This window comes from Arthrobacter sp. efr-133-TYG-120, assembly GCF_030209785.1.
In the GTDB taxonomy this organism is placed as follows: Bacteria; Actinomycetota; Actinomycetes; order Actinomycetales; family Micrococcaceae; genus Arthrobacter.
Genome location: NZ_JARVRI010000025.1, coordinates 39912 through 55678, shown reverse-complemented (window position 1 = coordinate 55678; position 15767 = coordinate 39912). Strand labels below are relative to the sequence as shown.

23 protein-coding genes and 1 tRNA gene are annotated in these 15767 nt (G+C 65.1%); 20 read left to right on the top strand and 4 right to left on the bottom strand.

What is annotated here, in order from left to right; translation table 11 throughout:
- The 9 genes from QRN51_RS14500 to QRN51_RS14460 form a co-directional block, all read left to right on the top strand.
- The coding region (locus QRN51_RS14500; protein WP_284990545.1) for an Hsp20/alpha crystallin family protein at positions 1-419 on the top strand (419 nt) is incomplete at its 5' end.
- A gap of 214 nt (positions 420-633) precedes the next feature.
- Positions 634-1077, top strand: coding sequence for a J domain-containing protein (locus QRN51_RS14495; protein ID WP_284990544.1), 444 nt, complete (start codon positions 634-636; stop codon positions 1075-1077).
- A gap of 356 nt (positions 1078-1433) precedes the next feature.
- Entirely contained in the window at positions 1434-1601 is a 168-nt protein-coding gene (locus QRN51_RS14490; protein ID WP_284990543.1) for a hypothetical protein, read from the top strand.
- Positions 1602-2072: 471 nt separating this feature from the next.
- Positions 2073-2831, top strand: a complete 759-nt coding sequence (locus QRN51_RS14485; RefSeq protein WP_284990542.1) for an HAD family hydrolase — start codon at positions 2073-2075, stop codon at positions 2829-2831.
- 173 nt (positions 2832-3004) lie between these two features.
- Positions 3005-3952 (top strand): hypothetical protein, encoded by a 948-nt coding sequence (locus QRN51_RS14480; RefSeq protein WP_284990541.1) that lies wholly within the window; start codon positions 3005-3007, stop codon positions 3950-3952.
- The gene (locus tag QRN51_RS14475; RefSeq protein WP_284990540.1) at positions 3949-4374 is read left to right on the top strand and encodes a phage holin family protein; all 426 of its coding nucleotides are present in this window, start codon (positions 3949-3951) and stop codon (positions 4372-4374) included. Before QRN51_RS14480 ends, QRN51_RS14475 begins: the two co-directional genes overlap by 4 nt.
- On the top strand, positions 4371-4946 hold the full coding sequence (locus QRN51_RS14470) for a DUF3618 domain-containing protein (protein ID WP_284990539.1): 576 nt from the start codon (positions 4371-4373) through the stop codon (positions 4944-4946). The genes QRN51_RS14475 and QRN51_RS14470 overlap by 4 nt, the downstream gene beginning before the upstream one ends.
- Before the next feature lie 80 nt (positions 4947-5026).
- On the top strand, positions 5027-6139 hold the full coding sequence (locus tag QRN51_RS14465; RefSeq protein WP_284990538.1) for a YihY/virulence factor BrkB family protein: 1113 nt from the start codon (positions 5027-5029) through the stop codon (positions 6137-6139).
- A 12-nt stretch (positions 6140-6151) separates the two neighbouring features.
- Entirely contained in the window at positions 6152-6370 is a 219-nt protein-coding gene (locus QRN51_RS14460) for a hypothetical protein (protein ID WP_284990537.1), read from the top strand.
- Positions 6371-6402: 32 nt separating this feature from the next.
- Here QRN51_RS14460 and QRN51_RS14455 read toward each other — a convergent pair whose 3' ends face one another.
- The gene (locus tag QRN51_RS14455) at positions 6403-7014 is read right to left on the bottom strand and encodes an NRAMP family divalent metal transporter (protein WP_284990547.1); all 612 of its coding nucleotides are present in this window, start codon (positions 7012-7014) and stop codon (positions 6403-6405) included.
- Between the two features lie 41 nt (positions 7015-7055).
- On the opposite strand from QRN51_RS14455, the gene QRN51_RS14450 reads away from it, so the two are divergent.
- Positions 7056-7277 carry a Tn3 family transposase gene (locus QRN51_RS14450; RefSeq protein WP_284990536.1) on the top strand — a complete coding sequence of 74 codons (222 nt, stop codon included), beginning with the start codon at positions 7056-7058 and terminating at the stop codon, positions 7275-7277.
- Positions 7278-7301: 24 nt separating this feature from the next.
- Here the strand turns inward: QRN51_RS14450 and QRN51_RS14445 are convergent, their stop codons facing one another.
- A complete protein-coding gene (locus QRN51_RS14445; RefSeq protein WP_284990535.1) occupies positions 7302-7619 on the bottom strand; it encodes a MerR family transcriptional regulator in 318 nt (105 codons plus the stop codon).
- 133 nt (positions 7620-7752) lie between these two features.
- Here QRN51_RS14445 and QRN51_RS14440 point away from each other — a divergent pair, with 133 nt between their 5' ends.
- From QRN51_RS14440 to QRN51_RS14415, 6 genes are all read left to right on the top strand, one after another.
- Positions 7753-8178: an Hsp20/alpha crystallin family protein gene (locus QRN51_RS14440; RefSeq protein ID WP_284990534.1), complete on the top strand. Its 426-nt coding sequence runs from the start codon at positions 7753-7755 to the stop codon at positions 8176-8178.
- Between the two features lie 196 nt (positions 8179-8374).
- The gene (locus QRN51_RS14435; RefSeq protein ID WP_284990533.1) at positions 8375-8833 is read left to right on the top strand and encodes a J domain-containing protein; all 459 of its coding nucleotides are present in this window, start codon (positions 8375-8377) and stop codon (positions 8831-8833) included.
- Positions 8834-8846: 13 nt separating this feature from the next.
- Positions 8847-9221: a hypothetical protein gene (locus QRN51_RS14430; RefSeq protein WP_284990532.1), complete on the top strand. Its 375-nt coding sequence runs from the start codon at positions 8847-8849 to the stop codon at positions 9219-9221.
- A 127-nt stretch (positions 9222-9348) separates the two neighbouring features.
- Entirely contained in the window at positions 9349-9555 is a 207-nt protein-coding gene (locus tag QRN51_RS14425) for a hypothetical protein (protein WP_284990531.1), read from the top strand.
- Positions 9556-9576: 21 nt separating this feature from the next.
- Positions 9577-10023, top strand: coding sequence for a hypothetical protein (locus tag QRN51_RS14420; RefSeq protein ID WP_284990529.1), 447 nt, complete (start codon positions 9577-9579; stop codon positions 10021-10023).
- Positions 10024-10045: 22 nt separating this feature from the next.
- The gene (locus QRN51_RS14415; RefSeq protein ID WP_284990528.1) at positions 10046-10321 is read left to right on the top strand and encodes a DUF3040 domain-containing protein; all 276 of its coding nucleotides are present in this window, start codon (positions 10046-10048) and stop codon (positions 10319-10321) included.
- Here QRN51_RS14415 and glgX read toward each other — a convergent pair.
- Positions 10290-12632 (bottom strand): glycogen debranching protein GlgX, encoded by a 2343-nt coding sequence (gene glgX / locus QRN51_RS14410; protein WP_284990527.1) that lies wholly within the window; start codon positions 12630-12632, stop codon positions 10290-10292. The genes QRN51_RS14415 and glgX overlap by 32 nt on opposite strands.
- Positions 12633-13079: 447 nt before the next feature.
- Between glgX and QRN51_RS14405 the strand changes: the two genes are divergently transcribed.
- Positions 13080-13316 carry a hypothetical protein gene (locus QRN51_RS14405; protein WP_284990526.1) on the top strand — a complete coding sequence of 79 codons (237 nt, stop codon included), beginning with the start codon at positions 13080-13082 and terminating at the stop codon, positions 13314-13316.
- A gap of 178 nt (positions 13317-13494) precedes the next feature.
- On the opposite strand, the gene QRN51_RS14400 is transcribed toward QRN51_RS14405, so the two are convergent.
- Positions 13495-13671, bottom strand: a complete 177-nt coding sequence (locus QRN51_RS14400; protein ID WP_268023425.1) for a CsbD family protein — start codon at positions 13669-13671, stop codon at positions 13495-13497.
- Between the two features lie 195 nt (positions 13672-13866).
- On the opposite strand from QRN51_RS14400, the gene QRN51_RS14395 reads away from it, so the two are divergent.
- From QRN51_RS14395 to QRN51_RS14385, 3 genes are all read left to right on the top strand, one after another.
- The gene (locus QRN51_RS14395; protein ID WP_284990525.1) at positions 13867-14283 is read left to right on the top strand and encodes an SRPBCC family protein; all 417 of its coding nucleotides are present in this window, start codon (positions 13867-13869) and stop codon (positions 14281-14283) included.
- Between the two features lie 145 nt (positions 14284-14428).
- Positions 14429-14504 (top strand) — tRNA-Lys (locus QRN51_RS14390).
- Positions 14505-14912: 408 nt separating this feature from the next.
- Positions 14913-15653, top strand: a complete 741-nt coding sequence (locus QRN51_RS14385) for a GAF and ANTAR domain-containing protein (RefSeq protein ID WP_284990524.1) — start codon at positions 14913-14915, stop codon at positions 15651-15653.
- The last annotated feature ends 114 nt before the right edge of the window (positions 15654-15767 follow it).

The following is a 15767-nucleotide window of genomic DNA, read 5'->3' as shown; positions in this document are numbered from 1 at the left end:
TGCGAACGGACCCCTTCCGTGAATTCGACCGGCTCGCCGAACAAGTACTCGGCACCACAACCCGGCCGGCGGCCATGCCGATGGACGCCTGGCGGGAAGGCGAGGACTTCGTGGTCGCCTTCGATCTGCCCGGAGTCAACGTGGACTCGGTGGACATCGACGTCGAACGCAACGTCCTGACCGTCAAGGCCGAGCGCCCGGACCCCGTCGGCGAGGACACGGAACTGATCGCCTCCGAACGCCCCCGCGGCGTCTTCAGCCGACAACTCATTCTCGGCGACGCACTGGACACCGACGGTGTCAAAGCAAACTACGACGCCGGCGTCCTGACCCTGCGCATTCCGGTGGCGGAGAAAGCAAAGCCGCGCCGCATCGAAATCGAAACCACCGGACAACAGCGCCAGGAGATCAACGCCTGAACCCCCGGCGCAGCCTCACGGACCGGGAGCACCACAGCGGCCCACCATGTAAAGAGGGCGGTCGGGTTCACAGACCACGCCACAGCGCGAGCAGCGCACGGATGGATGAGGCCCCGGGGATGACTCCCGCAACGATGGTCCCCGGCCGAACCGGCCGGGGACCATCCACCTCCCACGAGAACACCCCGCATCTAAGACACAAAACACGCCAACGATGAGGAACAACCGCCCCGACCTTTACGGCATCCTGCATATCGCCCCCACCGCCACGGCCCGCGAGGTAACCCGCGCCTACCGCACCCTCATGCGCGGCCTGCACCCCGACACCCGGGCGGCCCATGCACCCCGTGAACACCCCAGCCTGGCGGAACAGCAATTACAGGAAGAGCTCCAGGACATCATGGCCGCCTACGCCATCCTCGGCAACCCGGAAAAGCGGGCGGCCTATGACCGGGAGCACCCGCGTCCAGCCGCGAACGCCAAGCCGCAGCGGCCCGACGCCGCCTCCGTGCGTATCCCAGGGCAGTCGCTTCCCGCCGCGTCGCTGCTGTTCGGACCGGTCATCTGGGAGCCGCCCTCCGGACGGTACCCGGGAATGCCGGTCCGGCAACGGTCATATCCCAGCCGCTACGCCCTGATCCTGCGGATTAGGCGTTGAGGGCCGAAAACCAACCACGCAATGGCAAAGGAGCCCCCATGAGTACCTGCACCCGCACAAAAGTCAATTGACGCGCGCGTCCCAAGAACGCTTCGAAAAGCGCTGGGACAAGGAACAGCGCCGCTCCAAGGAATTCATCTATGAAGTCAGCGCTGAATACCGTGCCCGGACTACCCAGAAGCCTCCTGCCATGGTCCGAGCTCCGATAGACAATACCCGGATTACCAAATCAATTACCCGGAGTACACCATGACCCCTCCACAGATCGGCCAGTTCCTTGAGGACTGCATCATCAAAGATGACACGAACGATTCAGGACTGAACGCCGACACGTTGTATGGGCTCTACGTCAGCTGGTGCTCCCTGAACCGCAAAGTCCCCTCCCCGACCATGCCTTCCGCACTGCCCTCCGGATTGCGGGCCTCCAGACGGAAAAGAACGGGAAAGGCAAGAAGGGCGTCTTCCAAGGCTTGCGTATGACAGGACCAGCCGCGGTGGACTACATCCTCAACAGCAGCGACTAAGCCCGGACACATAGCACCTGTGGCACGGCAAGTAGGGCATTACGGAGCGATGAGCGCGGCCGCCGCAGCGGGCCCGCGAGACTGCGCGCAACGGCGCCGAAGAACCGAGAGCACCGGCCCAGGGCAAGGAAACGCGCCAACGCCCGGTGTCACCCCTGCCGGGCATTGGCGCAGCTACCGCCGAGAGCAGCTTCCGGGGAAATCGCCCTCGTGCCGATCGTAAGCCGTGGACACGGTCCGGCGCCCGAGTACCGGCTACCTGTTTCTACCGAGAAGGGCGCGGGCTGGCGCTATTCCGGGTGATCTGCGCCGCCTCCGCAATAGACGTCGGGCGTTCATTTCGGTAAGTATACTTACTATACTCTGTTGCGCTCTGAGGGCCGGACGGACAAGGACCGCCCACCTACGGAAGCGTTGCCCGGAATCTCCTCGTGGCCCGCGGCGCGAGCAGCCATAGGAAGGTTGCCACTCATGAATGACCAATCGAAGAGCGCTAAAGACGTCGGGGTCCTGTTCGACGTGGACGGAACCCTGGTTGATTCCACCTATTTCCACACATTGGCGTGGTGGCAGGCCTTCCGGCAACAGGAACTGGATGTGCCCATGGCATTAATCCACCGCCACATCGGCATGGGCGGAGACAAACTGCTTGAACGGCTGCTCCCGGAGGATTCCGATCGGGATTTCCGCGCTACAGTCGAGCGAGCCCACGGCTCAATATTCTCGACCTTCTGGCCCGCTATCCGGCCCTTCGACTCGGCAAGGGCCCTCCTGCAATCGTGTGCGGAATCAGGATTGGCCGTGGCGTTGGCCTCCTCGGCACGCGAGCAGGATCTTCGGGTGCTCCGAAGCATTCTCGACGCCGAACCCTGGATCGACTGTGCGACAAGTTCAGCCGACGCTACTGAGAGCAAGCCCTCCCCCGACCTTCTTCTGGCCGCACTTGAAAAGCTGCATCTAAACGCAGCAGATGTGGCATTTGTCGGCGATTCCGTCTGGGATGTCAAGGCTGCGGCCCGGCTCGGCATCGAAACCATCGGCCTCACGTGCGGCGGGATCAGTGCAGCCGAGCTTTTCGAAGCAGGAGCGGTCGAGGTCTATTCGGGGCCAAGAGCACTCCTCCACCGACTGGACGCCAGCTCCATTGGAATACTTGCACACCGGAACGATAGCGAGGAACTCACCAGTGGAGCGGCCCCGGGCACGCCAACGGACGACGCGTCGCGATAGTCGCCGCAGGAAGTATCGTCCGACCCGGACCATTCCCCGTTCGGTTCGCGGACTTCTCCCCGCCGGATTGGCGGACAGGGGGTTCCGCTCGGAAGCTAAGCATGCTTACTATCTTAACTGCCAGTATTTCTGGTTCTTGATCCGCAGCAGACCTTCTTAGAAAGAGAGCGAAGATGACAGAGAACCAATGGGACGGGAATTACACGCCCCCGCCGGCCATCGAGCAACCAGCGGGTAAGCACGTACCCCCGCCGCATAACCAGAACAACGGCATCCCGTCGACGGAAACCATCAAAAACGAAGCAGGGAACGTGGCTGCGCAGGCCGAGGACTCTGCGAAGAACGTGGTCGAAACCGCGAAATCCGAAGTCGCGGACGTTGCCTCTGAAGTGAACTCGAGCGCAAGGGAGCTGCTGGACCAGGCCAGGCTGGACCTGACGGACCAAGCCGGAAAGCAGCAGCAAAAAGTGGCCGCAGGCCTTCGGTCCATCTCGGAGGAACTGCAATCCATGGCCACCGCCTCGGAGCAACCCGGCGTTGCAACGGATTTGGTGCGGCAAGCCGCCGAACGGTCTTCATCCGTGGCGACATGGCTGGAGGACCGGGATCCGGGCTCCCTCCTGGCCGAAGTGAAGACCTTCGCGCGGCAGCGTCCTGGCGCGTTTCTCCTCCTGGCCGCCGGAGCAGGCATCCTCGCCGGCCGACTGAGCCGTGGACTGAGCGCCGGCGCCGACGGCTCCCCGCAAGGATCGGCCCCCGCACGTGCCCCCATCCAACCCACGCACGAGGCCAAGCCTTTCGTCCCCGGACCAGGGATGACAGTACCCCCTCCCCCGGTCCAGCTCCCCGGCCCCACCACCACGACCGCTGGATACTCGAACCCCGACACCGGCTCGGGCCACGGGACCGTCGCACCCGCCGGCGCGCCGGCCACCCTGCCTCAATCCGCGCCGGTCACCGAACCGGAAGCCGATCCCTGGCCCAACGGCGGGATAGACGAAGACCCCTTCACCCGTGACCGCTCGCACCGTCTCGGGTCTCCGGCTCCCGTGGCAGGGAATGACGCGGCCGACGGCGGGAACGGGCCCGGCGTCGAGCCCACGAGCGGTGAGTCGCGATGACCGAGAGCCACATTCCACCGACGCCCGCGCAAGCCAAAGCGGACTCGACATCGCTGGGAGACCTTCTCGGAGAGGTCACGCGGGACATTTCCACACTGATGCGCCAGGAAGTGGAACTGGCCAAAGCTGAACTGAAGCAGTCCACGGCACAGGCGGGCAAGGGCGCCGGAATGGTGGCAGGCGCCGGCGTTGCCGGGCATTTTGTGCTCCTCTTCCTTTCCCTCGCCCTTTGGTACGCTCTGGGCGAGCTGATGGGCCTGGGCTGGTCCGCCGTCGTCGTGGCTGTCCTCTGGGCGATCGTGACCGCTGTCCTGGCGTCGATAGGCCGGAAGGAACTCAAAGCCGTCAAAGGCATGCCCCAGACGGCCGCAACAATCCAGGAAATCCCAGAAACGCTCAAACCACGCGAGGAGCAACGATGAGTGAAAACCCGGATGATATCCGTTCCGAGATAGAGGAAACCCGGCGGCGCCTTGGCACCAACGTTGACGCAGTGGCCGACAAGGTGACGCCGTCGCACGTGGTCCGACGCCAAACCGAGAAAGTCAAAGATGCCGTCTTCGGCGTGAAGGAGAACATCATGGGTACCGCTGATGATGTTGCGGAGGGCGGGCGATCAGCAATCGACGACGCCGGCGCGGCGATCGGCGACGTCCCCCACCGCCTCGCCAGCAAAACGCAAGGCAACCCGCTGGCTGCCGGGCTGATAGCCTTCGGGGCCGGTCTGCTGGTGGCCTCCCTGATCCCGGCAAGCGAGAAGGAAAAGGAGGCATCGGCGGCCCTGAAGGACGCGGCCGAACCGCTGACCACCGAACTTGCCGCCGCGGCTCAGGACGTGGCCCGGGATCTCCAGGAACCGGCCCAGGAAGCGCTGGAAAACGTGAAGTCCGCGGCCACCGAGGCAGTCGAAAACGTTAAGGACGAATCCCAAACCGCCGTCTCCGACGTCACGGACACCACCATCGCGGCCAGGGACCGGATCGAGCCCGCCTGATCCAGACGGAGGCGTGCTGTCCGGCCAATACATCAATGAAGGACGGCACGCCTCGAGCCCGCTTTGAATAAGGGACATCCATGACGACGAAGAACCCCGCCGACAGCAGCAAGGCCAAGGCAGCCACAGCCCCGGATGCGGATGATGCCCGAAAACCGGACAGGCCCACCGAGATCGCCAGGCCAACCTGGACCTACATAGCCAAGAGGACCTTCCGTGAGTTCGGCAAGGATCAGTGCCCGGACGCCGCCGCGGGGCTGACCTACTACGCGGTGCTTTCCCTTTTCCCCGCGCTGCTTGCGCTCGTCTCCCTGCTCGGTATTTTCGGGCAGGCAGGAAATAGCATCTCCGCCCTCCTGGACCTTCTCCAAGGCATCGCCCCGGGATCCACCATCGACACCATCCGCCAGCCCATCGAAGAGCTCACCACCTCGACGTCGGCCGGCTTCGCCCTGGTACTTGGTCTCGTCGCCGCCCTGTGGTCGGCGTCCGGATACGTGGGAGCCTTCAGCAGGGCCATGAACCGCGTCTACGAAGTGGACGAAGGGCGCGGATTCATGAAACTCCGGGCAACCATGCTCGGTGTCACCGTCTTCGCGGTGATGCTCGTGGCCCTGATCGCCGGCATGCTCGTGCTCAGCGGACCCATCGCCGACGCCGCGGGCAGGGCAGTCAACCTTGGCGGGGACCTCCTGACGGTCTGGAGCATCGCAAAATGGCCCGTCGTCGTCCTGTTGGTCGTCTTGATCATCGCGGTCTTGTACTACGTCACCCCTAACGTGAAGCAGCCGCGGTTCCGTTGGATGAGCATCGGCTCCTTCATCGCTTTGCTTGCATTCATCCTGGCATCGCTGGGCTTTGGCTTCTACGTGGCCAACTTCAGCAACTACAACAAGACCTACGGTGCAATAGGCGGCGTCATCGTGATGCTCCTGTGGTTATGGATATTGAACATGTCCCTCCTGTTCGGTGCAGAATTCGACGCCGAAATGGAACGCGGGCGGGAACTGCAGGCAGGAATCGACGCCGAAGAAACCATCCAGCTCCCACCCCGCGGAACCAAGCGCAGCGCGAAACTCGAGAAACACGAAGAAGAAGAAATCGCCGACGGCGAGAGGCTTAGCGCGCAGCACACCGTTAGCGCCGGCCTAGAGGACGGCTCGACTTCCGACCTTCGTCCAACTCTTCACTGAAAGGGGGCGCACGTGGGAAACCTCCCGTGGATCTTTGTCATGCTGGTCCCGTCACTGAGCTTCTTCTTCTATTTGGTCTACGCAAACCTCCGCTCCTCCCGCAAGCGGAAGGCCCTCGGCTTGCCGCCCTTGGAACTTACTCCGCCCGAGCTCAGGAATCGACGCCGGAACGACGCCACGGACGTCGTCGACGACCACCAACACCAAGGAAATATCAAGAGCGATCAATAAACTCAGGTCGCTCGTCGGTCACGATGATCGGCTTAGGCTTTGCCGGTGACAGCGGTCCAGATGCCGACGGCGCCCGCGACCACCATTATCGCGGTCGTGTCCCAGCCGAAGGTGGCGGCGAGTTTTCCGTTGCGGTATTCGCCCATGAGGTCCTTGTCCCTGGCGATGAGCATTGTGACGATGAGGAACGGTGCGGCGGCGATCCCGTTGATGATGGCACTGAGGACCAGCAGTCCGATGGGGTCGGAGTCGAAGAGACTGATGATGACGCCGCCGAGCGTTCCCATACCAAGAAGCACATAGAACGTGCGCGCCTTACTGGGACGCCGGTCGAACCCCCAGTTCTTGCCGAGCAGTCCGGCCAGCCCCGCGGAGCCCGAGGCTGCAAGGACGGGCACCGCGAGGATCCCGGAACCAACGAACCCAGCTGCGAACAGGAACTTCGCGGCAGGTCCCGCGATGGGTTCCAAGGCCTTGGCCGCGTGCGCGGCGGTCTTGATGTCCGTGCCGTTCTTTCCCAGGGTCGTCGCGGTGGCCGCGATAATTGCGAACATGACCAGGACGGAGAAGAACATCCCGATGAACACGTCCGCGCGGGCGTTTCGGAGCTTGCGGTGAGCGGCCGGCGCCGAGTTGTCATCCAGCCCGACGGCCTTATCGCCTCCGAGGTCATCTCCTCGATCCGGTGCGCGCTTTGCCAGAGGAACAGATAGGGAGCGATCGTGGTGCCCAGTTCGGGCTGGGCACGAACATGGGCATCAAAGCGATCGCCGACGCCAGCGGCCACGCCGAGACCGAACGAGAACTACGACACGTGCGCAGAACCTACATCACCAAAGACAACCTGCGGCAGGCCATCGTGAACGTCGTCAACGCAACCTTTGAAGCACGAAACCCTGAATGGTGAGGAGAAGGAAAAGCCCTGTTCGTCTCATCCTGACCGGGTCCTGGCGTTCGCGCGCTCAGCAGTGGCGGAACGGAGTTCCCGCTGGAGGCGACGGTTCTCTGCTTCCAGGCGCAGGACCATCCCGATGCCTGCCAGGTTCAGGCCCAGGTCCAGCAGCTCACCGATCCGCCGCAAGGTCGCCAGATCCTCCTCGCTGTACTGGCGGGTCCCGCCCAGGGTCCGGCCGGGTTCGATCAGGCCCCTGCGTTCGTACAGGCGCAAGTTCTGCTGCCCCATGCCCACCAGCTCCGCCGCGACGGAAATCGCGTACACCCCCCTGCCCGCGTCGTTACCGCCTGCCATCGCCCACCTCCAAATCTTCCCAAAATCAGGCTTGCCACGCCCCGGTCGCAGTGCTATAAGAAATATATACCAGCCACCATAGATCGGCTGGGTTGACAACAAAAAAGCTGCGATCTGCAAGGAGTGACACACCATGCTGATGCGAACGGACCCCTTCCGTGAATTCGACCGGCTCGCCGAACAGGTCCTCGGAACGACGGCACGGCCTGCGGCGATGCCGATGGACGCCTGGCGCGAAGGCGACGATTTCGTGGTCGCCTTCGACCTGCCCGGAGTCACCGTTGACTCGGTGGACATCGACGTCGAACAAAACGTGCTGACCGTCAAGGCCGAACGCCCGGACCCCGTCGGCGAGGGCACGGAACTGATTGCCTCCGAACGTCCCCGCGGCGTGTTCAGCCGCCAGCTCATTCTCGGCGACGCACTGGACACCGACGGAGTGAAGGCAAGCTACGACGGCGGGGTCCTGACCCTGCGCATCCCGGTGGCGGAGAAGGCAAAGCCGCGCCGGATCGAAATCGATACCACGGCGAACCAGCGCCAGGAGATCAGCGCCTGAGCACCGGTACGGCTTCCCGGACCGGGAGCGCCTCGGCGGCCAACACGTAATTGGGTGATGGGGTTTCGCAGACCACGCCACGGCGCGGATAGCGCACAGATACAGGCCCCCGAGGATGACTCCCGCAACGATGGTCCCCGGCTGAACGGACCGGGGACCATCCCTGTCCCCAGATGAACACACGGCACCACCAACAATGAAGACCAACGGCCCGGACCCCTACGAGATCCTGCACATTGACCCGACCGCCACGGCGCGGGAGGTGGGCCGTGCTTACCGCGCGCAGATGCGCAGCCGGCACCCGGACACCCGGCCGGCCCGCGGACACGGCACCGGCCCGACGACGCCCGAATCACAGAAGGAGCTGCAGGACGTGATGAACGCCTATGCCATCCTGGGCAACGCGGAAAAGCGGGCAGCCTACGACAGGGACCACCCGCGGCCGGCTCCGACCGAACCGCACCCCCGGGAACCCCTGGTACGGCCGCCGGATCCGCTGCTTCCGGCCGCCTCGTTGCTGATCGGACCGGTCATCTGGGAGCCGGCCGCCGGACGGTCCGACGCACCGCCGGCGTGGCCGGGCCCGTATCCGCCCGGCTACACGTTGATCCGGCGGATCCCGCACTGGCCACCGTCCGACCCGAAAGCACCATGACGAAGGAGACCCCATGAGTGCCTGGCGTCCGTACGACAGCCAGTTGATGCCCGCGTTCTACGAACGCTTCGAGAAGCGGTGGGGCAAAGGAACAGCGCCGTTCCTGGACCCGGAAACCCACGAACAACCCATGCCCCGGGCCCAATGGATCAACCCGGACACCGGCGCCGCGGTCGCGGTCGTGCCGATCTGGACCGGGGACCCCCGGCACCGCTCCTTCGGGGTGTTCTACCTGCCCCCGGCCGGCGACATCTGGGTCCTGCGCCCCGGGCACACGAACTACCTCGAAACCGACCCCAAAAACCCTGAGCAAGTCACCCTGCGCAACGACGCCTTCCGGAAAGCCGTCGCGCACGCCAAGGAATTCATCTACGGAACCCAACCCTGAAAGCCGCCCCCGGACCACCCGGATCAGGCAACCGGCAAACCCGGCGGTGAACCGTCCATCGGATCCGCCCCGGGGACCGGCCCTTCCGCCGCGGCCCGGGCCCTGACAGACATTCCCGGAGTACCCAATGACCCCTCAACAGATCATCCAGTTCCTCCAGGACTGCAGCATCCGCGCAGCCGCCGGCAATGCACGCCTCGACGCCGATGCGTCCTACCTCCTCTACGTCAGCTGGTGCGGCCTGAACCGGAAAGTCCCCGTCCCCCATCAGGCCTTCCGGACCGCCCTGCGCATGGCTGGCCTGCGCCCCGCAAAGAAGACACCGCACCACTGACCCGCAACGAGACATGTGGAAATGGAGAAGATGACAATGACGTCAACGGCCCTGAAAACAACACACAGTGACCATGCGGGCGGGAACCGTCCGTGGTGCGGGACGTGCGACAGCGACGAGTTCCTGATCTTCGAAACCGCTGCGTTCCCGGCCGGCGGTCCGGCCGGTGAACTGGACGTCAGCTACACCTGCACCGAATGCGAGGGCTACTACGCCCACCAGGTCCCCGCGGGCGCCCTGGACCCGAAGGTCCTGGCCGGGATCCTGCCCGTCCCGGGCGATGAGCAGCCCGGCATCTACACGCACTGCGGCGAGCCCATGACCCTGGGCCGCCCGGCCGGCCGGAGCGTCGCTTCGGAGGCGGCGAAAAACACCGGGCGCAGGCTCCTGGAGGTTTACCCCCGGACCCGGGTGCTGCATTGCCGCTGCGGTTTCCAGATGGAACTTCCCCGCCCCCGGGCGGCCTGAGGGGCCAGGTGGAGGGATCTCGATGCCGTTGTCCGACTCTGAACGCAGGCGGCTCCGGGAACTCGAATCGGATCTGGCAGCCCAGGATCCGGTTCTCGCGCGGGAACTGAGCACCGGCAGGCCGGCCCTCCGGTGGCTTCGCCGTTCCATCGGCCTGGCCCTGACCGTCGCGGGCATTGAACTGATCGTCATGGCCATGGCCGCCCGCCTTCCGGGCATCGGCTTCCCGGGATTCATCCTGCTGTTGGCAGGTGCCTGCGTGCTCCTCACCCGCCGCGCCGGCCGCCGGAGCGGATAGCGCCGCACCGCTCCTGTCCGCCCGGACCACCGCCGTGGCCTGCGCCGCCGGGCCGGGGGGACAGATTCTCCGTTGCTGCCCGGCCGGGAGCCCAGGTTCCGGAGCCGGTGACCGGACTTCCAGAGGCACGTGCGGGGCTCGCCGGGCCCTTGGTTGCGGCGAGCAGGGCCAGGGATGCGGCGACCGAGCGGTCCGGCTCCTTGGCCGGCGGTGTGTAGGCCCGCAGGACCAGGACCGATTTGCCCGCTACATCGAGCACGCCGCCCGCGTCCAGGAAGGCCGTGCCTGCGCGTTCTCCGGCGGTGTCCAGGACCTGTTCCCACCGCGACGCGTATTCGGCCGGGGGAAGGGTGAAGGACACCGCGTCGTCCCCGGAGTTGAAGCAGAGGAGGAAGTTCACATCCGTCACGGAGCGGCCCCGGTCGTCCCTGCCGATCCCGGCGCCGTTGTAGAAGACCCCGAGCGCCCGGGCAAGCGGGTTGTTCCAGTCCTCGGGCACCATCACGGACGCGTCCGTGTTCAGCCAGACGATGTCCGGAAGCGGCTGGCCTTCCCTGCGCTTGACCGGACGCCCTTCAAAAAACCTGTTCCGCCGGAAGGTCGCATGGTCCCGCCGCAGCCGGGCGGCTGCGGCGGCGAACTCGGTCAGCGGCTTGTCCGTGCTTTCCCAGTGGATCCAGCTCAGCTCCGAGTCCTGGCAGTATGCGTTGTTGTTGCCCTCCTGGGTGCGGCCCAGCTCATCACCGTGGAGCAGCATCGGGACGCCTTGGGAGAGCATCAGGGTGGCAATGAAGTTCCGTTGCTGGCGGGCACGCAGCACGAGCACGCTTTCATCGTCGATGGGTCCCTCGGCGCCGCAGTTCCAGGACCGGTTGTGGGTCTCGCCGTCGTTGTTGCCGGCCCCGTTGGTCTCGTTGTGCTTCTCGTTGTACGAGACGAGGTCATGCAGGGTGAAGCCGTCGTGAGCGGTGACGAAGTTGACGGAGGCCACCGGACGCCGGCCTGATGACCCGTACAGGTCCGCGGAGCCGGCAAGCCGGGCGGCGAATTCGCCAAGGGTCGAGGGTTCGCCGCGCCAGAAGTCACGCACCGCATCCCGATACTTGCCGTTCCATTCGGTCCACAGCGGCGGGAAGTTTCCCACCTGGTAGCCGCCGGGGCCCACGTCCCAGGGCTCGGCGATCAGCTTCACCTGGGACACGACCGGGTCCTGCTGGACCAGGTCGAAGAAGCTTGACAACCGGTCCACCTCGTAGAACTCGCGGGCCAGGGTGGCCGCCAGATCGAAGCGGAACCCGTCCACATGCATCTCCGTCACCCAGTAACGCAGGGAGTCCATCAGGAGCTGCAGGACGTGCGGGTGGCGCACGTTGACCGTGTTCCCCGTGCCCGTGTAGTCCATGTAATACTGCTTGTCGCCCGCGACCAGGCGGTAGTAGGCCTGGTTGTCGATGCCTTTGAACGACAGGGTCGGGCCGAGGTGGTTCCCTTCGGCAGTGTGGTTATAGACGACATCGAGGATGATCTCCATCCCGGCGGCGTGCAGGGAACGGACCATGGCTTTGAACTCCTGGACCTGCTGCCCGGGCACATGCGTGGAGCTGTAGCCGTTGTGCGGGGCGAAGAACCCGACGGTGTTGTAGCCCCAGTAGTTGGACAGACCCTTCTCCCTGAGCAGGCTGTCGTGCACGAATTGGTGCACCGGCATCAGCTCGATCGCGGTAACGCCGAGTCTTTGCAGGTGCTCGATCACGGCCGGATGCGCCAGGCCCGCGAAGGTGCCGCGTTCCTCCACGGGCACCTCGGGGTGGAGCATGGTCATGCCTTTGACATGGGTTTCGTAGATGAGCGAGTCGCTGTACGGGACCCGCAGGGGGCGGTCGCCCTGCCAGTCGAAGAACGGGCTGATCACCACCGACCGCATCGTCGAGCCGGCCGAATCGCTTGTATTCAACGAGAGCGGATCGCCCGGATCGTAGGAGAACATGGCTTGCCCCCAAGCGATGTCCCCGCTGGCCGCTTTCGCGTACGGGTCCAGCAGCAGCTTGGCCGGGTTACATCGCATCCCGTTGGCCGGGTCATAGGGCCCCTCCACCCGGTAACCGTACGACTGTCCCGGGAGCATATGGGGCAGGTAGCAGTGCCAGACGAACGCGTCCACAGCCTCCAGGGCAATCCGCTGCTCGGACCCTCGCTCATCGAACAGGCACAGATACACCGCACTGGCCGCTTCGCTGAAGATGGCGAAGTTGGTGCCGCTGCCGTCATACGTCGCCCCCAAGGGATAGGCACTGCCCGCCCAGACTTCCATGAACCCCTCCGATACCGAAAAAGCACCACCCACCACACCGGACAGCCCGGGAGCACCGTGCCCCGACCCATCAAACGCGAAGATTTGACGCATATAGCCCCGGGCACCGAGGGAAACCCGCGTTCCGCGGCAGCCACCTCGTCCTGGCCGTGAGGCGGATGGGAATGCCGGGCCCAGGCACCGGGGCGGCGGCGGGATCGCTTCCGGGCAACATGCGTGTCATGCCGGAGGTCCCGGACGGCCCGCCTGTGCCGGTGCCTGTCGGTCCGTGCCGTGGACGGCCAGGTTGCCGCGCTTCTAGACTGGGCATACCTGCTGCGGAGGCCAACGAGGTGACGCGGGGCCCGCCGCCGGGGACGGCAACGGACCACCTGCACCTGGTTGGAGGTCTGTCTGCGCATCACGGGCACCGCATTTCCTGGTGCAGAAACGCAGATGGAGACCGTTATGCAGACAGACCCGCGGCCCACCACAGAGGCCGTCCGTTCGGTGACCGTGGAGGCCTCCAGCACCCGTCCCGGGGACTGGGGGCGGGCCATGGCACTGGCCTTGGACCGGCTGATCCAGGAGATCATCGCCGCTACAGGCACGAACCCGTGCCGTGATCCCGGGGGCCTGGACGTCTCCTTGCATATCCAGGCCGTGCCCGATGGTGAGGCCATCACGGTCATCTGGCGCCGCTGAACTGTCGATCACCGACGCTGTTCACAGCCAAAAGACCGGCGGATACGGCCCCGGCCGCACCCGCAGTCCGGACCCTCGGCCTGCTCGTTCCCGGCGGTGTCGCCGGCCAGCCCAGGCGGGACGCGGGCGAGGAGACCCGGACCCATGGTGGAACACGTGGTGCTCCCGGCGTTTCCCGTCAGTGCTTTTTGAAGGCGTCCTTCACTTTGTCTGCGGCCTGCTTCAGCTCCGCTTTGGCTTGTGCGGCCTTGCCTTCGGCTTTCAGCCTGTCGTTATCCGTGGCGTCGCCGGTTGCTTCTTTGGCTTTGCCGCCGACCTTTTCGGCGGCGTGCTTGATTTTGTCACCCAGACCCATGACGGCTCCTCTCAAGGGGGACGGGCCGGCCCGTGCGGGCCGGACATTTTTATCGTAGACCCGGCCCGTCCCCTTCATCCACGGTCCTGCCCGGCTCCGGCCGGGGCACAGGTGGTTCTGCCCGGGCATCTGGCTGCTCGCGGGACGGGAGCCTGCCGGGATACGCCGGACGGCCGGGGGTTTATGCTGTCGTCCATGGATTCGTACGGGGGCCGTGCGCTGATCTGTGCAGCGCCGGAAACGGTGTGGACCGTCATCACTGATTCGTCCGGCTATCCGGAGTGGGATTCGGGGATTGCCGGGCCCATCGGGGACATCGGCCACGAGCAGAGCATCCGGGTCCGGCCCGCCGGCCTGGCCAGGCCGGTCACGGTGGCTGTCCACCGGTACGGGGACGACGCCATGTCCTGGACGTTCCGGTTGCCGGGGAAATTGTTCAAAGCGGTCCGGACCATCACCGTGAGGGCTGAGCACGGCAAGACCCGCCTGGTGGTGAGGGATGACTTCACCGGCCCCCTCCGGACGCTGATCCAAAAACACAACCCGGGCCTGTCCCGGTCCGCGGACCGGTTCGCCTGCGGGGTCAGGGCCCGGGCCGAAAAACTGAGCTGACACCGGATACGCCGGCGCTGCGGTTGTGCCCGGGGCATGGCGGCTCTGAAGGCGGGACCAAGCAGCTCTGCCTCCAAGGCCTTGGCTGCGGAACCACGGGTGGAGCAGCATGGAAGGTAAGGCCCTTCAGTGAGTCGGCCGGTCCGCATCCGTAGCTCAGTGGTCAGAGCAGGGGACTTTTAATCCTCGGGTCGTGGGTTCGAACCCCACCGGATGCACCAGTCCCGGGCCAAGGCATGCCCGGGCGCCGGGAGCCCGTTGTTGTGGTGCGGGCGCGCCGTTGAAACGACATCTTGACGGGGCGCCCCCGGGTTGGTTTTACCGGAAGACTCACCTGCGAAGTGCGGCAGGCGTCCCCGGGCCTGGCGCGGAAGAAGACATTCAGGACCGCGGAGATAATCAGGTCCGGGAAGAAGGATCGGAGGTTTCGTCTTCGATCAGTGGACTGGTGAACGCAGGCGTCCGGGCTCTCGTGTCCAAAGCTCCCACGAGGGCGTAGTGTCGAAGTAGGAGATTTCGGGATGGTCGTTCGGATCCGGGGATTGAATATCAGGACTGTGCGACGCGCGAGCGGCCACGGCTGCAGGCCTGGGTCGAAGATCCCGGGCGCCCCTTGGAATCGAGGCCGCATGGCCGGCAACAATGCAGTACCCACCACGGAACAATTGCAGGACCTCCTGCTTGAAAGCCCGGGCTTCACCGAATTCCTCCTCGGCTTGGCCACCATCTCAGCGTCGTTGTTGGACGGCAGGGAACCCCTCTTGTGCGCCATTACCGTCGAACATGATGCCGGCCCCTCGACGGTGGCCAGCAGTACCGCTGCGGCGCAGCGCCTGGACGAGAAGCAATACGCGTTCGACGACGGCCCTTGCCTTACGGCCTTGCGTCACCAACATCGCGTGCTGATTGACGACCTGCAGGCCGACGACCGTTGGGCACAGTACGCCCACCAGGTGGATGGCGAAGGTATTCGCTCGGTCCTCGCAGTGCCGATCCAGACGGACTCTTCCTCACGCGCAGCTTTGAATTGCTACGCCTATGCGCCCGGGACCTTTAATCCGGCCATCGTCGCCCGCGTGTTGGAGCATGCGGAGACAATTTCGAAGACGCTGAGGTTGGCGCTGCGGCTTCACGTCCCGGAGCCATACCCTGAACATTTGCGCTCGGCCCTGCAATCGCGCGCTGTGGTGGACGCGGCGCTGTCCTTGATCATGCTCCAGAACCGTTGTGGGCGGGACCGCGCCATGGAACTCCTTCAGCTTGCTGCGCGGAACAACAACCGGCGTCTTCATGACATCGCCACCGACATCCTGAACGGATCAGCACCCCAGGATTGGACTTCCCCGGGCGTCCCCGATGGACACGCCTGAAGCGCCGGGCACCGGTGGCGCCACCCTGGTACCGCGACCGCAACACGGGTTGGCCAGGCTGTAGGCCCGCTTCTACGGGATAGTCAGAGCGATGCGGAAGAAACCAGCCTCGAT